A 16,586-nucleotide genomic window follows, 5' to 3' on the forward strand; every position below is an offset into this window, starting at 1 on the left:
GCACCACCGCGGCCGTCAATCCTGCGGCCGATCCCCGCAAAAACCGTGAAGGCTGCGGCGCAGGGCTGCCTATAGTCCTGTTCTTTGCCGCCCCGCACCGTGAACCGCGGTGATCGCGCCGATGAACGTCCCTGTCGCCCTCTCCCGTCTTGCCCCTGCCGCAGCCGTTGCGGCCGACCTGAACGTCTCCGACCGTCCTTCGCGTGCGGTCATCGATCTCGACGCGCTGCGCCACAACTACCGGCTCGCGCGCCAACGCCACGGCGGACGGGCCTTCGCCACCGTCAAGGCCGACGCTTATGGCCACGGCGCCGTCCCCTGCGCGAAGGCGCTGGCGGACGAAGCCGACGGCTTCGCGGTCGCCTTTCTGGCCGAGGCGCATCCGCTGCGCGCCGCGGGCCTGACCCAGCCGATCCTGATCCTGGAAGGCTGCTTTTCCGCTGCCGAGCTGGTGGCCGCGCATGCGCTGGGCTGCTGGGTGGTGGTGCATCACGAGGCCCAGTTGCATGCGGTCGAGGCGCATCCGGAACTCACCGGCCTGAACGTCTGGCTGAAGGTGGACAGCGGCATGCACCGCGCCGGCTTCGCGCCGGCCGAGGTGCGCGAAGTGCACCGTCGGCTCTCGGCCTGCCCACAGGTCGCGAAGATCACGCTGATGACGCACTTCGCCCGCGCCGACGAACCCGACAGCCCGGCCACCGCCGCGCAGATCGCCTGCTTCGACGCCGCGACGGCCGGCCTGCCCGGCGAGCGCAGCCTGGCCAATTCCGCTGGCGTGCTCGCCTGGCCGGCGGCGCGCGGCGACTGGGCGCGGCCCGGCATCCTGCTGTACGGCGCCGATCCGCTGCCCGTGCCCGATCCTGCGCTGTGCGCGGTGATGACGCTGGAGAGCGAGGTGTTCGCCGTGCGTGATCTGCAGCCCGGCGACGCGCTGGGCTACGGCGCCCGCTTCGTGGCCGACGCGCCCTGCCGCGTGGGGCTGGTGGCGATCGGCTATGCGGACGGCTACCCGCGCGTGGTGCCCACGGGCACGCCTGTCCTCGTCGGCGAGCACGCGAGCCGCATCGTGGGCCGCGTGTCGATGGACATGCTGACGGTCGACCTGACGAATCTGCCGGGCGAAGGCATCGGCAGCCGGGTGGAGCTGTGGGGACCACGCGTACCGATCAATACCGTGGCCGCCGCGGCCGGGACGATCAGCTACGAACTGCTGTGCCATGTGCGGCGCGTGCCGCGGGTGTACGTGGGCGGCGCGGCAGGCTGAACGCTGCGCCGACCGAACCAGAGCCGGCCGAACGATCGCCCAACCCAACGCTGAGAGGCTGCAGAGTCACAGGCTGCGCATGGCGCCCTCTTCCCTTGCGGGAGAGGGCCCGCTCCGATCAGCCCCTGCGCTCTTCGGGCACGATGAGCGGTGCCTCGGGGTCGAACACCGGCTCGGCGCGCTCGCCCGGGGCATGGCCCGTCGGCGGAACGGTCTTCGAGGCCGATGCGACCACGGTCCCCGGCTCCGCCATCGGTTCCGTCATCGGCTCCGTCATCGGCTCCGGCGCCAGCGACGACGATGCCTGCAGTGGCGGCTCCGTCCGCGCAGCCAACGACGGGTCGGCAGACGCGGCCGTCGTGTCGGACCCGGCAGCCATAGCAACCGGCTCCGGATCGGGCACCGATTGCCCCAGCGCCAGGATGGCCGCCGCCGTGCGCTCGGCCGCGCCGCGGTGGCTGCCGGCAAAGCCCAGCGCCGCCTGCGACATCGCGGCGCAGCGGCCCTTGTCCGCCACCAGCGACAGCGCATGCACCACGGCCTTCATCATGTCGTCCACGCGCAATGCACCGCCGGCGCCAATGGCCAGTTCGGCCGCCTCGGCAAAGTTGAAGGTGGACGGGCCCATCACGATGGGGCAGGCACAGGCCGCCGCCTCGATCAGGTTCTGTCCGCCCAGGGGCGCGAAGCTGCCGCCCAGGAGCGCGGCTTCTGAGAGGCCGTAGTACAGCGCCATCTCGCCCAGCGAATCGCCCAGCCAGATCTCCTCGCCCTCGGGCGCGCCCTCCGCGGTGGACCGGCGCACGCAGGCGAAGCCGCGCTGCGCGATCAGCTCGGCCACCGCGTCGAAGCGCTGTGGATGGCGCGGCACGATCAGCCACTGCACATCGCAGGCACGCAGCCGTGGCAGGTGGCGGGCGCGCTCGCCACGCGGGCGGCCGGGGTTGCCGTCCGCCGCCGCAGCGGGACCGAAGTCGTCACTCGACGGCGCGGTGGTCCAGAAGTGGCGCAGCGCATCGAGCAGCATCGCCTCCTCGCCATCACGCGAGCTGGCGAACACCACCACCGGCTTGGGCAGGCGCGCACGCAGGGCCTGCGCATGCACCAGTTGCCGCGCATCGGGCTGCGCATCGAACTTGAGGTTGCCGAACACGCCGCCCAGCTTGGCGCCCAGCGACACGAGGCGGTGCGCATCGGCCTCGCTCTGGGCCCAGACGGCCGCCAGCGAGGCATACGCCGGCCGCGCCAGCGAGGACCAGCGCTCGGCCTTGGCCAGCGACTTCTCGGACAGGCGTGCGTTGGCCAGCGTGAGCGGAATGCCCCGCTGTGCGCAGGCCGCTGTGAGCTCGGGCCAGACCTCCGTCTCCATCAGCACGCCGATGCGCGGGCGGAAGCGGTCGAGGAAGGCGGCCACGGCCTTCGGCGTGTCCCAGGGCTGCCAGACCTGCACATCGCCGTCCTGCAACAGCTTGGCGCCCTCCTCCCGGCCCGTGGCGGTGCCATGGGTCAGCAGGATGGGCACGCCGGGAAGCTGCCGGCGCAGTTCGGCGATCAGGATGCCGGCGGCGCGCGTCTCGCCGAGCGAGACGGCATGTACCCAGCAGGCGTCGCGGATCTGCAGCGCGGGGTCGTACACGCCAAAGCGCTCCGCCACCGCATGGGCATAGCCCGGCTCGGCCTTGGCGCGCTTGCGCAGCTTGCGTTTGAGAAGGGGCTGCGCGAGGCGGGTGAACCACCCGTAGAGGCGCAGCGCGGGAGAACGGGAAACGCGCGGCACGCTCAGTGCGCCGCCTCCGCGAAGCTCGCGTCGGGCTTGACCGACTTGAGCAGCGCCGTCATGGTGGCCTCGATGCGGTGCAGGGCTTCCTGCGTCTGGCCCTCGAAGCGCAGCACCAGCACCGGCGTGGTGTTGGAGGCGCGCACCAGGCCGAAGCCGTCGGCCCAGTCGACGCGGATGCCGTCGATGGTGGAGACCTTCGCGTCGGCGTCGAACTTCGCCTTGGCCTTCATCTCCTCGACCAGCTTGTGCGGCTCGCCCTCGTTGCACTTCACGTTGAGTTCGGGCGTCGAGAAGCTGGTGGGCAGCGCGTTGAGCACCTCGCTGGCGTTCGGATGGGCCGACAGGATCTCCAGCAGGCGGCAGCCGGCATAGGTGCCGTCGTCGAAGCCGAACCAGCGCTCCTTGAAGAAGATGTGGCCGCTCATCTCGCCGCCGAGGGGCGAGTCGAGCTCCTTCATCTTGGCCTTGATGAGCGAATGGCCGGTCTTGTAGATCAGCGGCTGGCCGCCAGCGGCCTCGATGGCCGGCGCCAGGCGCTGCGTGCACTTGACGTCGTAGACGATGGTGCCGCCCGGCACGCGCGAGAGCACGTCCTTGGCGAACAGCATCATCTGGCGGTCGGGGAAGATGTTGTTGCCGTCCTTGGTGACGATGCCCAGGCGGTCGCCGTCGCCATCGAAGGCCAGGCCCAGTTCGGCATCGGTGGTCTGCAGGGCCTTGATCAGGTCCTTGAGGTTGTCGGGCTTGCTGGGGTCGGGATGGTGGTTAGGGAAGTTGCCGTCCACCTCGCTGAACAGTTCGATCACCTCGCAGCCGATGGCGCGGTAGATGGCCGGGGCCGAGGCGCCGGCGATGCCGTTGCCCGAGTCCACCACGATCTTCAGCGGACGCTGCAGCTTGATGTCGCCAGTGATGCGCTCGACATAGGCGGGCAGCACGTCGACCTGGCGGACGCTGCCGCCCTCGGCCAGTTGGGCGCTGCCGTCTTCCATGACCTTGCGCAGGCCCTGGATCTCGTCGCCGTAGATGGCGCGGCCGGCCAGCACCATCTTGAAGCCGTTGTAGTCCTTGGGGTTGTGGCTGCCCGTGACCTGGATGCCCGAGGTGCACAGCGTGTTGGCCGCGAAGTACAGCATGGGCGTCGTCACGGCGCCGATGTCGATCACCTCCACCCCCGTGGCCACGAGGCCGCGGATCAGCGCCTCGGCCAGGCTCGGGCCCGACAGACGACCGTCGCGCCCCACGGCCACCGTGCGCTCGCCAGCGGCGCGCGCGGCGCTGCCGAATGCGCGTCCCAGCGCCTCGGCCACCTCCGCATCCAGGGTGCTCGGCACGATGCCGCGGATGTCGTACGCCTTGAAGATCGAGGGGCTGAGTTGCATGGCAGGGTGGGGAGGAAATGACAACAAAAGTGACGGCGACGATTGTAGGCACCGCCCCTCGTGGCTCGCATGTCCGGAAATGGCGCATTTGGGTGGCTTCGCACAGGTAGCATGCCCCGCATGAACACCCGGCCCGACGCCTTGACGGATACCGAAGGCGACGCCTGTTACCTGGCGTTGAAGACGCGCGACGCACGCTTCGACGGCGCCTTCTTCACGGCCGTGACGAGCACCGGCATCTACTGCCGGCCGGTGTGCCGCGTGCGCCTGCCGCGGCGCGAGAACTGCCGCTTCTTTCGCCATGCGGCGCAAGCCGAGGCAGCAGGCTTCCGACCCTGCCTGCGTTGCCGGCCCGAGCTGGCGCCGCGGGCCGTCGATGCGCCCGCATGGAGCACCGAGGATGCCTCGCGCATCCTGGCGCGCCAGGCCGCGCGCTTGATGGACGAACCCGAGCTGTGGGCGGACGCTGCCGACGACGCGCAGCCCGGCCGCATGGTGGCCCGCATGGCCGAGCGCCTGGGGGTGAGCGACCGGCACCTGCGCCGTCTGTTCGAAGCCGAGTTCGGCGTCTCGCCCCTGCAGTACCTGCAGACGCGGCGCCTGCTGGCCGCCAAGCAGTTGCTGGCCGATACGCGCCTGCCCGTGGCCGAGGTGGCCCGCGCCAGCGGCTTCGGCAGCGTGCGGCGCTTCAATGCCGCCTTTGCCGAGCGCTACGGCCTGAACCCGCGCGACCTTCGCCGCGCCCGCGAGGATGAGGACCAGGGCGACGCGAACGGCGCCTCGCTCACGGTGCGGCTGGGCTTCCGCCCGCCCTACGACCTAGCGACCTTGCGCGAATTCCTGGGCCGCCGCGCCCTGGCTGGCGTGGAGCGGCTCGATGCCGATGGCCGCTTCCTGCGCACGGTGCGCATCGGCACGCACACCGGCTGGCTGGTGCTGGGCTTCGACCTGCCGGCCTCGCAGGTGCGGTTGACACTCGGCGAATCGCTGGCGCCCGTGCTGCCGATCCTGGCCAGCCGCGTGCGGGCGCTGCTGGACCTGGATGCCGATCCGTCCGCCATCCATGCCGTGCTCGGCCCCTCCTACCCCGCGGCCGAAGGCCTGCGCGTGCCCGGCACGCTCGATGGCTTCGAGCTGGCGGTGCGTGCCGTGCTGGGCCAGCAGATCACGGTGGCCGCCGCCCGCACGCTGGGCAGCCGGCTGGTGCAGGCGCTGGGCGAGCCCGTCGCCACGCCCTTCGCGGGGCTGGACCGGCTGTTCCCCACACCCGCTGCACTGGTGGCCGTCGATGGCGAAACACTCGGCCGGCTCGGCCTGGTGCGCCAGCGACAGGCCGCCTTGCGCGCATTGGCCGAAGCCGTGCTGGACGGCCGGCTGGCGCTGCATGCCGGCGCCGAACCCCAACGCACCTGCGCCGCCCTCCAGGCCCTGCCCGGCATCGGCGCCTGGACCGCGCAGTACATCGCCATGCGCGCATTGCGCTGGCCCGATGCCTTTCCCGCCGGCGACATCGCGCTGCAGAAGGCCCTGGGCGTGACCCAGGCCCGCGCGGCCGAGGCCGCGTCGCAGGCTTGGCGGCCCTGGCGCAGCTACGCGGTGCTCGCCGCCTGGCACGGCCTGGCCGCGCCTCCCTCCACGAAGGACCCATCATGATCCCTGTCCCTTTCCGCGCCCGCCGCGTCGCGCTGCGTACCTGCCACATCGACACGCCTCTCGGCGGCGTCCTGCTGGCCGCCAGCGCCGACGGCCTGGCCGGCCTGTGGTTCGACGCACAGCGCCACCACCCCGACACCACCGGCTGGGAGCCCGATCCGAGCCATGCGCTCTTGCAGGACGCCGCCGGCCAGTTGCAGGATTACCTGGCCGGCCGGCGGACCGGCTTCGAGCTGCCGCTGGACCTGTCCCGCGGCACGCCCTTCCAGCAGGCGGTGTGGCATGCCCTGCTGGCGATTCCGCGTGGCGGCACGCACAGCTACGGCGGCCTGGGCCTGGCGCTCGGCCGGCCGGCCGCCATGCGCGCCGTCGGCGCCGCCGTGGGCCGCAATCCGCTCAGCGTGATCGTGCCCTGCCACCGGGTCATCGGAGCCGATGGCAGCCTGACGGGCTACGCGGGCGGCCTGGAGCGCAAGCGTGCGCTGCTCACGCTGGAAGGCGTGGCGCTGCCACCGGCGGACCGAGGGCCGGCCGCGAGGCGCGTCGGCAACACCCCGACCGCGCGCGAGCGAACGCGGGAGGTGGCGTGAGTCCGCCGCGTTCTGCATCACGCCCCTGGCTGATCGATCTCGTGCTGCTGGCGGCGCTGTGGGGCGCCTCCTTCCTCTTCATGCGCGTCGGGGCCGCCGAGTTCGGCGCGCTGCCGGTGGCGGCCATGCGCGTCGGCATCGCCGCGCTGGTGCTGGTGCCTCTGGTGCTGCTGCGTGGCCAGGGCGCCGACCTGCGCCGCCACTGGCGGGTGACCAGCGGCGTGGGCATGCTCAATTCGGGCTTGCCCTTCGCGCTCTTCTCCTTCGCACTGCTGACCATTCCCACCGGCCTGGCGGCGGTGATCAACGCCACGGTGCCGATGTTCGGCGCGCTGGTGGCGTGGGCCGTCTTCGGCGACCGGCCGGACGGCTCGCGGGCGCTGGGGCTGGTGGTCGGCTTCGTGGGCGTGGCGCTGCTGGCCAGCGGCTCCACCGGCCTGCACACCGGCGCGGGCGACTGGCGCACGCTGTGGGCCGTGCTGGCCTGCCTGGGCGCCTGCCTTTGCTATGGCCTGTCGGCCAGCGCGGCCCGGCGCTGGCTGCAGCCGGTGCCGCCGCTGGTCAATGCCGCGGGCAGCCAGATCGGCGCGACGGCGCTGCTGGTGGTGCCCGCCGCGCTCAGTTGGCCCAGCCAGATGCCCGGCGTGCGCGCCTGGCTGGCCCTGGTGGCCCTGGGCGTGGCCTGCACCGGGCTGGCCTACATCCTGTTCTTCCGGCTGATCGCCCGCGCGGGGCCAGCCAAGGCATTGACCGTGACCTTCCTGGTGCCAGTGTTCGCCGTCTTCTACGGCTGGCTGCTGCTGGGTGAGCGGGTGACGGCCTGGATGCTGGGCTGCGCGCTGGTGATCGTGTGCGGTGTGGCGCTGTCGAGCGGGCTGGTGCGCCTGCCTGGGGCGAAGCGCGCAGCCCCGAAGGCCTGATCGACGCGCCGTCAGGCCGGCGGGGCGCGGCGCCGCCCGCGCCACAGGTGCCAGGGCAGCGCCGCGGTGACGGCCAGGCCCAGCGCGACATGGGCGACATGCACGCCGTCGCGCCATTCCTCCGCGCCGTAGAGCAGTGCCAGCGCCGTCAGCGCCGCCGCCGCGAACAGGCCCAGGGCGCAGGCCCCGGCAGCGCGGTTGCGCCGCGCCTTCCAGGCCACCACCACGTGATGCGGCAGCACGCTGCCCAGCGCCACCAAACTGAGCGCACCCGTGAGGCCATGCACGATCCACCATGCCGTGAGCTGCGGCGGCAGCCGGTGCCATGCATCCAGCAGCAGGAACCAGCCCACGCCCGAGGCGGCGCACAGGCCGAGCACCCCATACAGGCTGCGCCGCTGCCAGCGCGGCAGGCGGCCGATGCGGCTGGCGTGGGGTCGGCCGTGCCGCGTCACAGCACCCATCCTTGCGCACCGAAGGCCGCCAGGCAGCCGTGGGCCTGGGCGCCGCCCAGCGCCAGCACCTTGGTCAGGCCGTCGGCCAGTGCACAGGTGGGCGCCACCACGGTGTAGCTGGCGCCGCCGGCCAGCGCCTGCCCGCTGCGCGGGTCCACGATGGCGGACCGCAGCGGCTGGGCCTGAAGGCGCGCGCCGGCACCGGGCGCCGAGGTGGCGACCGCGCCATCGGCCAGGTCCCCCAAGTGCCTCACCCGGCCGGGCACCGACGGATCACGCACATGGATGGGCTGGGGCACTCGGCCCAGCACACGCAGGTCGCCGCCTGCGTTGACCCGGCCCTGGCGAATGCCCGCCGCGCGCAGCGCCGCCACGGCGCGATCCACGGCATGGCCCTTGGCGATGCCGCCCAGGTCGACGCGCACCGGCGCGCCCACCCGCACCCGCGCGGCGGGCAGGAGTTGCAGGACCCTCTGACTGGCCCCCGGCCGGCCCGCATCCGCCGCACAGTCGAAAAGCCCCGCAGACGCCTGGTGGAGTTGACCGGCCAGAGCCAGCACGTCCCAGGTCCAGGGGTCGATCACCAGCACCGCGCCGGCCGGCGCCGCGGCGATGCGGCAGAGGTCCGAATCCGGCCGGTGCGGCGACATGCAGGCCTCCACGCGTTCGATGGCGGCATAGGCCGCCTCCACGGCGCCCAGCACCTCGGCGGCCGACATGCCGGCCGCCGGCTCGGCCATGACTTCGACATAGGTGCCCATCGCCGGACGGCAGCGGCGGACGGGGGCCGCGGCCCGCACCGGCACAGCCGCGCCATGGCGACCTGCACGCCGCGATGGAGCGCGCGCTGCCTGGGGGCTAGCGGCCACGCAGCACCCGCCCATACACCGCCAGCACGCGCTTGACGCCATCGGTCAGGTGCTTGGCCGACAGCGTGGCCCCGGAGATGTTCTCCACGTCCTTGCCGAGCTTGAGCGGGGCAGCGCCATCCTTGCCCTCGAACTGGTGCAGCCACTGCGGCTCGGCCACCTCGTAGCCGTAGGACTCGTGGTACTCCAGCACCTCCACGCGGCGCACGCGGCCCTGGGCGTCCAGCGCCACGGCGTAGGTGATCATCTCGTGCTTGCCCACCACCTCGTCCACCACGAACCAGCCGCCATCGGCCGCTTTCCAGATGCGGTTGCCCTGGAAGGGATGGGCCACGGACGAGGCCGCGCGCACCTCGTCCTGCTGGGCCGGCGTCAGGGCCACCGGAAAAGCGGTCAGCGCCTGGCTGCCGAACAGGTCGCGCTGGGCCTGCTCGACCGACACGTAGATGCGGGCCGCTGCATAGACGGGCGCCGTGGGCGCCAGCGCCGCGCCCAGCGCCGCCAGCGGCATCAGCGCGGCCGGCTTCCATTGCATGCGCGTCATTCCAGCGGGATCCCCAGCTTCACGACCACCTGGTTGCGGCCATGGTTGTCCCACACCTTGCCCAGTGCGCAGTCGGCCGTTCCGTCGGCGTAGCAGTGGCCGCCGATCTGGTGGCGCCAGGCGGCCGTCACCCACCAGCTGCGCTCGGCGTAGTGGATGTTGGGGCCGATGAAGTTGGCCGTCTGCGTGTGCTTGTTGAAGTGGTAGCCGTCGTGGTCGGTGTGGAAGCGACCCTCCACGCCGGCCGTCCACTTGGGCGCGAAGCGATAGCTGGCGCCGTACAGCAGGTCGGCCATCGAGTTCCTGATGATGCCGGCCGGGTCGTACTTCTCCTTCTCGATCTCCACCAGCAGGTTGGCCGCCAGCACCAGCCGGTCGTCGAGGAAGTTGGACTGGGCGATCAGGCGGAACTCGAGCTCGTCCTCCAGCTTGCCCCAGGTGGGCTCCACGTACAGGCCGATGCCGACGGGCGAGGTGACCGGGTTGGTGATGCGCCAGATGCCCTCGAGGGAGGCGCCATCGAAGCGGCGGTAGCTGTAGGGATCGCTGGTGTTGGCCGGGCTCGGCACGCCGAAGCCCGCGGTACAGGGAATGTGGTCGCAGGTCTCGGGGCTGAGATAGTTGTTGTGCGCGCTGATCGAGGCGGCATTCAGGTAGCCACCGATCTGCAGGTCGTTGGTGATGCCGTACTCCAGCTCGGATCGGTACAGCCCGAAGTCGTAGCGGCCAGTGGCCTGACCATGCGTGACGTCCACCTTCTGCTCGAATTCCGCCGTGCCCTTGGGCTGCAGGTCCAGCGTGTAGACCCAGCCGAAGGCACCCTCGCCCGCCTGCGCGGGCAGGCCCGCCATCGCCGCGGCACCGACCGCGCACGCAGCCGCTGCCCTGCTGATTCGCTTGAACGCTCCCACGAACAACCTCCCGTCAGAGATAAGAAAAGAGAATGCGAGTGATTCTCGAAAACATCACTGACGGGGAACTGAGCCGGCAAGGGGCTTGGCGACGGCAGCCTGCCGCCTCATCAGCCCAGGCGCCTTCCTGCGCCCAACGCCGGCTTCGAGGCGGGTCTATTCGGCCGCAGCCAGGAACGGCATCACCCGCGCCAGCAGCGCCTCGGGCGCCTCTTCGGCGATGTAGTGGCCGCAGGGCAGCGGGCCGCCCTGCACATCCACCGCCACGCGCTGCCATTCGGCCAGGGGCTGGAAGCAGCGGTGGACCACGCCCTCCTCGCCCCACAGCGCGAGCAGCGGCATCGTGAGCTTGCGGCCGGCCTCGCGGTCGGCACGGTCGTGTTGCAGATCGATGGTGGCCGCCGCGCGGTAGTCCTCGCAGGTGGCATGCGCCGCGCCGGGCAGTGCGATGCAGCGCTGGTACTCGGCCAGGGCGCGCGGGTCGAAGGGGGCCAGGCCGGCGCTGCGCTTGCCCATCAGGTCGGTGATGTAGCGCGCCGGGTCGGCCTCGATCAGCCGCTCGGGCAGCGGCGCCGGCTGGATCAGGAAGAACCAGTGCCAGTAGGCGCGTGCGAAGGCTTCGTCGGTCTGCTCGTACATGGCGAGCGTGGGCGCGATGTCGAGCGTCACCAAGCGGCGCACGGCCTGCGCATGGTCCATGGCCAGCCGGTGGGCCACGCGGGCGCCGCGGTCATGCGCGAGGACGAGGAAGCGCTCGAAGCCCAGCGTGCGCATCAGCGTCACCTGGTCCTGCGCCATGGCGCGCTTGGCGTAGTTCGCATGGTCCGACAGACCGGCAGGCTTGGAGGAGTCGCCGTAGCCGCGGATGTCCGCTGCGACCAGCGTGAAGTGTTGAGCCAGCGTGGGCGCCACCTTGTGCCAGATGGCGCGGGTCTGCGGATGGCCGTGCAGCAGCAGCAGCGGTGGGCCGGAGCCGCCGATCGTGGCGGCGATCTGGATGCCGTCGCCGACGTCGACGCGGCGTTCTTCGAATCCGGGAAAAAGCGAGGTCATGCAGGGAGTCTCCTAAGGACAGCCCTGCATGGTAGGCGCGCGCTTCCCGGCGCGCTGCGCCTCAGCGATAGCGCGGGTCGTTGGGGCGCGCGTCGTAACGGTTCGGCACGCCGTCGCCATCGCGGTCGCGGTCGTAGCGGTTGGGCACGCCATCGCGGTCACGGTCTCGGTAGGCGCCCGGCGGCGGGCCCGAGGGCGGGGGCGGAGGCGCGACCACGCAGCCGGCGAGGGTGACGGCCAACAGGCCAAGTAGCAGCGGTGTCTTGATCTTCATGGGTGGGCTCCTTGCGGCAATGCCGCTGGCGGCAGACTGCCGCCCCGCCCTGCGACGGTCTGTCGGACGCCATCGCCCGGCTGCGGGCGCTTCAGGCCGACGCGCTGCGGGCCTGTGCCGCCGCGAGGAGCGCCGCCAGCGCGGGCGGCAGTCCTTGCTGCGGCTTGGCGGGCGGCGGCGCCATGCTGCCGCGGCTGGCCAGGCCCGGCTGCAGGCCGTGGAGCATCTCCGCCTGCCGCACGGCACTGGAGACGCCATCGACCACCGGCACCGGCAGGCGTCCCGCCAGTTGCCGCGCCAGGCCGGCCAAGGGGGCGCCGGCCAGGATCAGCACATCGGCCCCATCCTCGTCCACGGCACGTTCGCACAAGTCCAGCAGCGCCTCGGAATGGTCCTCCTGGATGCCGTCGATGCGCGCCAGCGGCCGGTCGAGCGCACGGATGCTGGCCAGCCGGCCTTCCAGCCCGTTGGCCTGCACCACCTCGCGGTACCAGGCCTGGATGCGCTGCGAGATGGCGATGATCGAGAAGCGCGGGCCCAGCAGGCACGCACTCGCCAGGGCCGATTCGGTGAGTCCCAGCACCGGCATGGGCAGCACCTCGCGCAGCGCCGCGAGGCCCGGATCACCGAAGGCGGCCACGATCACCGCGTCGTGGCCCGCCGCATGCTCGGCCGCGACGTTGGCGGCCGCATAGGCGCCCACCATGGCCTCGAAACGCGTCTCGATGTAGGCCACGCCGAAAGACGCGGTGCGCAGCGTGAGTTCGGTGCCGGGGCTGGCGCTGCGCGCCGCCTCGCTGCCGATGAGTGCCGTGACGCTGTCGGAGATGTTGGGGTTGATGACCAGGATGCGCATGGTGCCGATCATCCCCGGCGGCGCGGCACCAGCGTGGGCGTGCCGCAGTGCAGGAAGCGTCCGGCGCCCTGGCGGCCGGTGAAGTCGCGGCCGTCCCAGACCACCTCGCCGCGCGACAGCGTCATGCCGGGCCAGGCCGTCAGGTGCATGCCTTCATACGGCGTGTAGTCCACGTTGTGGTGCAGCTGGGCATTGGTCAGCACGAACTCGCGCTCGTCCCAGATCACGAGGTCGGCATCGGCACCCACCGCCAGGCTGCCCTTGCGCGGATGCAGACCATAGGCCTTCGCCGGGTTGGTCGATGTCAGCTCCACGAACTTCTGCGGCGTAATGCGCCCCGCCATCACGCCTTCGGACCACAGCAGCGCCATGCGCGTCTCGATGCCAGGAATGCCGTTGGGAATGTGGCGGAAGCCCACCTCCTCGCCACCCGGCTTCTTGCCCTCCGTGCCGTCGAACTTGTAGGGCGCGTGGTCGGACGAGAACACCGTGAACAGCCCATCGGCCAGGCCGTTCCAGATCACCTGCTGGTTGCGCTTGTCGCGCGGCGGCGGGCTGCAGACGCACTTGGCGCCGTGGTAGCTGTCGTCGATGCCGAGGTCCTCGGCGGTGAGGAAGAGGTACTGCGGGCAGGTCTCGGCGAAGACGTTCAGCCCGTGGGCGCGGGCCCAGCGGATCTGCTCGACCGCCTCGCGTCCGGAGACATGCACGATGAGGATCGGCACGTCCACCAGCTCCGACAGCGCGATGGCGCGGTGCGTGGCCTCGCGCTCCACCAGCATGGGCCGCGCATGCGCATGCCAGCGCGGCGCGGTGCGGCCGGCGGCCTCCAGCCGCTTGCTGAGCCATTCGATGCAGTCGGCGTTCTCGGCATGGATCATGGCCATGGCGCCGTGCTCGCGCGCCACGGACAGCACGTCCAGGATCTGCCCGTCGTCCAGCTTCAGGCTGTCGTAGGTCATGTAGATCTTGAACGAGGTGTAGCCCTCGCGGATCAGCGCCGGCAGTTCTTCTTCGAGCACCGTGGGCGTGGGGTCGCTCACGATCAGGTGGAAGCTGTAGTCCACATGCGCCTTGCCTTCGGCGCGCTGGTGGTAGTCGGCCACCGCCTCGCGCAGCGACTGGCCCTTGTGCTGCAGCGCGAAGGGAATGACGGTGGTGGTGCCGCCACAGGCTGCCGAACGCGTGCCGGTGTCGAAGTCGTCGGCCATCACCACCGGCGGCGGCTCGGGCTGGTCGAGGTGGCAGTGCGCGTCGACGCCGCCGGGCGTCACATGGCGGCCGGCCGCGTCGATCTCGCGCGCCCCGGCCGGCAGGTCCTGGCCCAGTTGCACGATGCGGCCATCCTTCACGGCAATGTCGCAGTCGAAGATGTCGCTGGCCGTGACGGCGCGCGCGTTGCGGATGACGAGGTCGAAGGCGGACATGGGATTCGTGTTCAAGAAAAGAAGGAAGGTCAGGCGGCCATCCAGCCGCCGTCGACCATGAGTTCGGCACCGGTGATGAAACGGGCTTCGGAACTGGCAAGAAAGAGCACCGCCTCGGCCACGTCCTCGGGCCGGCCCAGGCGCGGCCAGGGTGTGCGGCGGATGGCGCGCTCCATGACGACCGGGTCGAGCGCGCGGCCGCCCTGCCCCGTCTGGATCTTGCCGGGCGCCACGGCGTTGCAGGCGATCTGCTCGGCGGCGTAGTCGGCCGCCACTTGCCGCGTCATGTAGGCGATGGCGGCCTTGGTGACGCCGTAGCCCAGGTCGCCGGGGGCGGCGATCAGGCCATGCTGCGACGAGAGGTTGACGATGCGACCGCGCACCTCGTCCACCACTTCCTGGGTGCGCATCTGCCGCACCGCGGCGCGGCTGGCACGGAAGGCGCCGCCCAGGTTGACGTCGAGCAGGCGCTGCCAGTCCGCATCCTCCATGTCGGCCAACGGCCGCGCATGGCGGATGCAGGCGTTGTTGACCAGCACGTCGAGCCGGCCCTGCCAGCGCACGGCTTCCGCCACGAGCGCGTCGACCTGCTCGGTGCGGCTCACGTCGCAGTGGACGAAGCGGGCCTGGCCGCCTTCGGCCTCGATGGCCATGAGCGTGGGCAGGCCGCCCTCGATGGGCTGCTCGGTGATGTCGGCCACGATGACGAAGGCACCTTCGGCGGCCAGCCGGCGGGCGATGGCGCGGCCGATGCCGGAGGCGGCGCCAGTGACGATGCAGGCCTTGCCGGACATACGCTGGGCGGGCGTGGGCGTGATCTCAGACATGGGCAGGCGCCGCGCTGTGCTGCAGCCAGGCAAGGAAGTCAGCACCGGCTCGCGGCAGGTCGTAGTGCGGCACGAAGCCGGTGTCCCGGCGCAGGGCCGAGATGTCCATGCTGGCGCGGTCGTAGTCGGCGTAGGGCTCGATGTTGGCGGCGTCCCCTTCGGCGGCGATGCCCCAGTCAGCGCGCTCGAAGCCCGGCTGCGTGGCGAGCCAGGCGCACCAGTCGGCCACCGACCATTCGAAGCCGGCCGCCAGGTTGTAGATGGGCTGCGACGGCGCCTCGGTGTCGAGCAGTGCCGCGATGGCGGCGGCCGCATCGCAGACGTAAAGCCAGTCGCGCCGCAGCGGGCGCGGCAGCCGAACCGGTTGACGGGCGCGCAACAGCCGCAAGGCTTGTAGCGGCGCGCTGGGCGTGTCACGCACGCCGGTGTCGCGCTCCCAGGGGCCGAAGCAGGTGCCCAGGCGGCCGATGCGCAGGTCCACGCCCAGCAGCCCGGCCAATCGCCGCGCCGCGGCCTCGGCTGCCACCTTGGAGATGCCGTACAGCCCCTCGGGCTGCAACGGCGTGTCGGTATCGTGCAGCAGGCCGGGCAGCCGCCCGCTGGCCCCATAGGCCGAGCCCGAGCTGGCCAGCAGCACCCGCTGAACGCCATGCGCCGACGCCAGGCGCAGCGCCGTGGTCACGGCCACCAGGTTGACGGCGAAGATCCCTTCGGGCGCGCGGCGCTCGCGCTCGGCCGCCGCGGTCACGGCCGCCAGCAGCACCAGGCGATGCGGCCGATGCAGGGCCAGTGCGGCTTCCAGCGCTGCGGCATCGCCCACGTCGCCCCGCAAGGCGATGAAGCGCCCGGGCAATGCTGCCAACGCGCGCTGCGCCGCCTCGGGCAGCGGCGCCACATCCCAGCCGACCACCGTCTCGCCGCGGGCGAGCAGATGCTCCACCAGCGCCAAGCCAACGAAGCCCGCGGCCCCGGTGATGAAGGTGACCGATGCAGCCTCAGCCATGTGCGGCAGCGGTGGGCGTCACGACCCCTTCAGGCCGCAACAGCTGCAGGATGTGCCGCTTGTAGTCGTTGAAGCGCGGGCTGGTGGAATCGCGCGGGCGCGGCAGGTCCACCGCGATCAGCTCGCGGATGCGGCCGGGCCGCGCCGACATCACGGCGATGTGCGTGCCCAGCGCCAGCGATTCCTCGATGCCATGCGTGACGAACACGATGGTGCTCTGGCTGTCGCGCCAGATGCGCACCAGCTCGGCATGCATGTCCATCTTGGTCTGCTCGTCCAGCGCGCCGAAGGGCTCGTCCATCAGGATCACCTCCGGGTTCATCAGCAGCGCCCGGGCGATGCCCACGCGCTGGTTCATGCCGCCCGACAGCTCGCTGGGAAAGTGGTTCTCGAAGCCGCGCAGCCCCACCATGTCGATGAAGTGCTGCGCCTTCTTGCGCCGCTCTGCCTTGGGCAGGCCGCGCATGGTGAGGTGGAAGGCCACGTTCTCCCACACCGGCAGCCAGGGCATCAGCGTGGGCTGCTGGAAGACCACGCCGCGGTCCACGCCCGGCGCCGTCACCGGCCGGCCGCCCACGGCCACCACGCCGGCCGTGGGGTGGTCGAAGCCGGCGATCATGTTCAGCAGCGTGGACTTGCCGCAGCCGCTCGGGCCCAGCAGGCACAGGAACTCGTTGCGGCCCACGCTGAGGCTCACGTCGTCCAGCGCCTTGACGGCGCTGCCGCGGCGCGGGTCCTCGAAATGGCGAGAGACGTTCTGGATGGTGATGAGGCTCAT

Annotated in this window: 17 protein-coding genes; 4 read left to right on the forward strand and 13 right to left on the reverse strand. The window is 71.6% G+C overall.

The window, feature by feature from the left end; genetic code table 11:
• Window positions 1–121: 121 nt before the first annotated feature.
• Window positions 122–1,264, forward strand: coding sequence for an alanine racemase (gene alr / locus KBC94_RS10865; RefSeq protein WP_294369810.1), 1,143 nt, complete (start codon window positions 122–124; stop codon window positions 1,262–1,264).
• Window positions 1,265–1,382: 118 nt separating this feature from the next.
• Here alr and KBC94_RS10870 read toward each other — a convergent pair whose 3' ends face one another.
• A complete protein-coding gene (locus KBC94_RS10870; RefSeq protein WP_366934677.1) occupies window positions 1,383–3,041 on the reverse strand; it encodes a glycosyltransferase N-terminal domain-containing protein in 1,659 nt (552 codons plus the stop codon).
• Between the two features lie 2 nt (window positions 3,042–3,043).
• The gene (locus KBC94_RS10875; RefSeq protein ID WP_294369813.1) at window positions 3,044–4,426 is read right to left on the reverse strand and encodes a phosphomannomutase/phosphoglucomutase; all 1,383 of its coding nucleotides are present in this window, start codon (window positions 4,424–4,426) and stop codon (window positions 3,044–3,046) included.
• Window positions 4,427–4,546: 120 nt separating this feature from the next.
• Here KBC94_RS10875 and KBC94_RS10880 point away from each other — a divergent pair, with 120 nt between their 5' ends.
• The 3 genes from KBC94_RS10880 to KBC94_RS10890 are packed head-to-tail and all read left to right on the forward strand — an operon-like array spanning window position 4,547 to window position 7,589.
• Complete coding sequence (locus KBC94_RS10880; RefSeq protein WP_294369814.1) at window positions 4,547–6,079, forward strand: AlkA N-terminal domain-containing protein; 1,533 nt, start codon at window positions 4,547–4,549, stop codon at window positions 6,077–6,079.
• Window positions 6,076–6,669: a methylated-DNA--[protein]-cysteine S-methyltransferase gene (locus tag KBC94_RS10885; RefSeq protein ID WP_294369816.1), complete on the forward strand. Its 594-nt coding sequence runs from the start codon at window positions 6,076–6,078 to the stop codon at window positions 6,667–6,669. The genes KBC94_RS10880 and KBC94_RS10885 overlap by 4 nt, the downstream gene beginning before the upstream one ends.
• Window positions 6,666–7,589 carry a DMT family transporter gene (locus KBC94_RS10890; RefSeq protein ID WP_294369817.1) on the forward strand — a complete coding sequence of 308 codons (924 nt, stop codon included), beginning with the start codon at window positions 6,666–6,668 and terminating at the stop codon, window positions 7,587–7,589. Before KBC94_RS10885 ends, KBC94_RS10890 begins: the two co-directional genes overlap by 4 nt.
• A gap of 11 nt (window positions 7,590–7,600) precedes the next feature.
• Here the strand turns inward: KBC94_RS10890 and KBC94_RS10895 are convergent, their stop codons facing one another.
• From KBC94_RS10895 to KBC94_RS10945, 11 genes are all read right to left on the reverse strand, one after another.
• Window positions 7,601–8,044 carry a hypothetical protein gene (locus KBC94_RS10895; RefSeq protein ID WP_294369819.1) on the reverse strand — a complete coding sequence of 148 codons (444 nt, stop codon included), beginning with the start codon at window positions 8,042–8,044 and terminating at the stop codon, window positions 7,601–7,603.
• Entirely contained in the window at window positions 8,041–8,805 is a 765-nt protein-coding gene (locus tag KBC94_RS10900; RefSeq protein WP_294369823.1) for an FAD:protein FMN transferase, read from the reverse strand. Before KBC94_RS10900 ends, KBC94_RS10895 begins: the two co-directional genes overlap by 4 nt.
• Before the next feature lie 97 nt (window positions 8,806–8,902).
• Window positions 8,903–9,448, reverse strand: coding sequence for an FMN-binding protein (locus KBC94_RS10905; protein ID WP_294369826.1), 546 nt, complete (start codon window positions 9,446–9,448; stop codon window positions 8,903–8,905).
• 5 nt (window positions 9,449–9,453) lie between these two features.
• Window positions 9,454–10,308 (reverse strand): DUF6662 family protein, encoded by an 855-nt coding sequence (locus KBC94_RS10910; RefSeq protein WP_294369829.1) that lies wholly within the window; start codon window positions 10,306–10,308, stop codon window positions 9,454–9,456.
• A gap of 216 nt (window positions 10,309–10,524) precedes the next feature.
• On the reverse strand, window positions 10,525–11,421 hold the full coding sequence (locus KBC94_RS10915) for an alpha/beta hydrolase (protein ID WP_294369832.1): 897 nt from the start codon (window positions 11,419–11,421) through the stop codon (window positions 10,525–10,527).
• Window positions 11,422–11,482: 61 nt separating this feature from the next.
• On the reverse strand, window positions 11,483–11,695 hold the full coding sequence (locus KBC94_RS10920; protein WP_294369834.1) for a hypothetical protein: 213 nt from the start codon (window positions 11,693–11,695) through the stop codon (window positions 11,483–11,485).
• A 91-nt stretch (window positions 11,696–11,786) separates the two neighbouring features.
• Entirely contained in the window at window positions 11,787–12,551 is a 765-nt protein-coding gene (locus KBC94_RS10925) for an aspartate/glutamate racemase family protein (RefSeq protein ID WP_294369836.1), read from the reverse strand.
• Window positions 12,552–12,559: 8 nt separating this feature from the next.
• Window positions 12,560–13,978, reverse strand: a complete 1,419-nt coding sequence (gene hydA, locus KBC94_RS10930; protein ID WP_294369838.1) for a dihydropyrimidinase — start codon at window positions 13,976–13,978, stop codon at window positions 12,560–12,562.
• A gap of 29 nt (window positions 13,979–14,007) precedes the next feature.
• The gene (locus KBC94_RS10935) at window positions 14,008–14,805 is read right to left on the reverse strand and encodes an SDR family NAD(P)-dependent oxidoreductase (RefSeq protein WP_294369840.1); all 798 of its coding nucleotides are present in this window, start codon (window positions 14,803–14,805) and stop codon (window positions 14,008–14,010) included.
• Complete coding sequence (locus KBC94_RS10940) at window positions 14,798–15,808, reverse strand: NAD(P)-dependent oxidoreductase (RefSeq protein ID WP_294369842.1); 1,011 nt, start codon at window positions 15,806–15,808, stop codon at window positions 14,798–14,800. The genes KBC94_RS10935 and KBC94_RS10940 overlap by 8 nt, the downstream gene beginning before the upstream one ends.
• On the reverse strand, window positions 15,801–16,586 hold the full coding sequence (locus KBC94_RS10945) for an ABC transporter ATP-binding protein (RefSeq protein WP_294369843.1): 786 nt from the start codon (window positions 16,584–16,586) through the stop codon (window positions 15,801–15,803). Before KBC94_RS10945 ends, KBC94_RS10940 begins: the two co-directional genes overlap by 8 nt.

The sequence above is a fragment of the Pseudacidovorax sp. genome, assembly GCF_017991995.1.
Lineage (GTDB): Bacteria > Pseudomonadota > Gammaproteobacteria > Burkholderiales > Burkholderiaceae_C > Xenophilus.

Coding starts and splice junctions, on each gene's coding strand:
- KBC94_RS10940 (WP_294369842.1), bottom strand. CDS start 15,808: ATGGCTGAGGCTGCATCGGTCACCTTCATCACCGGGGCCGCGGGCTTC.
- KBC94_RS10885 (WP_294369816.1), top strand. CDS start 6,076: ATGATCCCTGTCCCTTTCCGCGCCCGCCGCGTCGCGCTGCGTACCTGC.
- alr (WP_294369810.1), top strand. CDS start 122: ATGAACGTCCCTGTCGCCCTCTCCCGTCTTGCCCCTGCCGCAGCCGTT.
- KBC94_RS10915 (WP_294369832.1), bottom strand. CDS start 11,421: ATGACCTCGCTTTTTCCCGGATTCGAAGAACGCCGCGTCGACGTCGGC.
- hydA (WP_294369838.1), bottom strand. CDS start 13,978: ATGTCCGCCTTCGACCTCGTCATCCGCAACGCGCGCGCCGTCACGGCC.
- KBC94_RS10945 (WP_294369843.1), bottom strand. CDS start 16,586: ATGAGCCTCATCACCATCCAGAACGTCTCTCGCCATTTCGAGGACCCG.
- KBC94_RS10910 (WP_294369829.1), bottom strand. CDS start 10,308: ATGGCGGGCCTGCCCGCGCAGGCGGGCGAGGGTGCCTTCGGCTGGGTC.
- KBC94_RS10880 (WP_294369814.1), top strand. CDS start 4,547: ATGAACACCCGGCCCGACGCCTTGACGGATACCGAAGGCGACGCCTGT.
- KBC94_RS10905 (WP_294369826.1), bottom strand. CDS start 9,448: ATGCAATGGAAGCCGGCCGCGCTGATGCCGCTGGCGGCGCTGGGCGCG.
- KBC94_RS10920 (WP_294369834.1), bottom strand. CDS start 11,695: ATGAAGATCAAGACACCGCTGCTACTTGGCCTGTTGGCCGTCACCCTC.
- KBC94_RS10900 (WP_294369823.1), bottom strand. CDS start 8,805: ATGGGCACCTATGTCGAAGTCATGGCCGAGCCGGCGGCCGGCATGTCG.
- KBC94_RS10935 (WP_294369840.1), bottom strand. CDS start 14,805: ATGTCTGAGATCACGCCCACGCCCGCCCAGCGTATGTCCGGCAAGGCC.
- KBC94_RS10925 (WP_294369836.1), bottom strand. CDS start 12,551: ATGCGCATCCTGGTCATCAACCCCAACATCTCCGACAGCGTCACGGCA.
- KBC94_RS10875 (WP_294369813.1), bottom strand. CDS start 4,426: ATGCAACTCAGCCCCTCGATCTTCAAGGCGTACGACATCCGCGGCATC.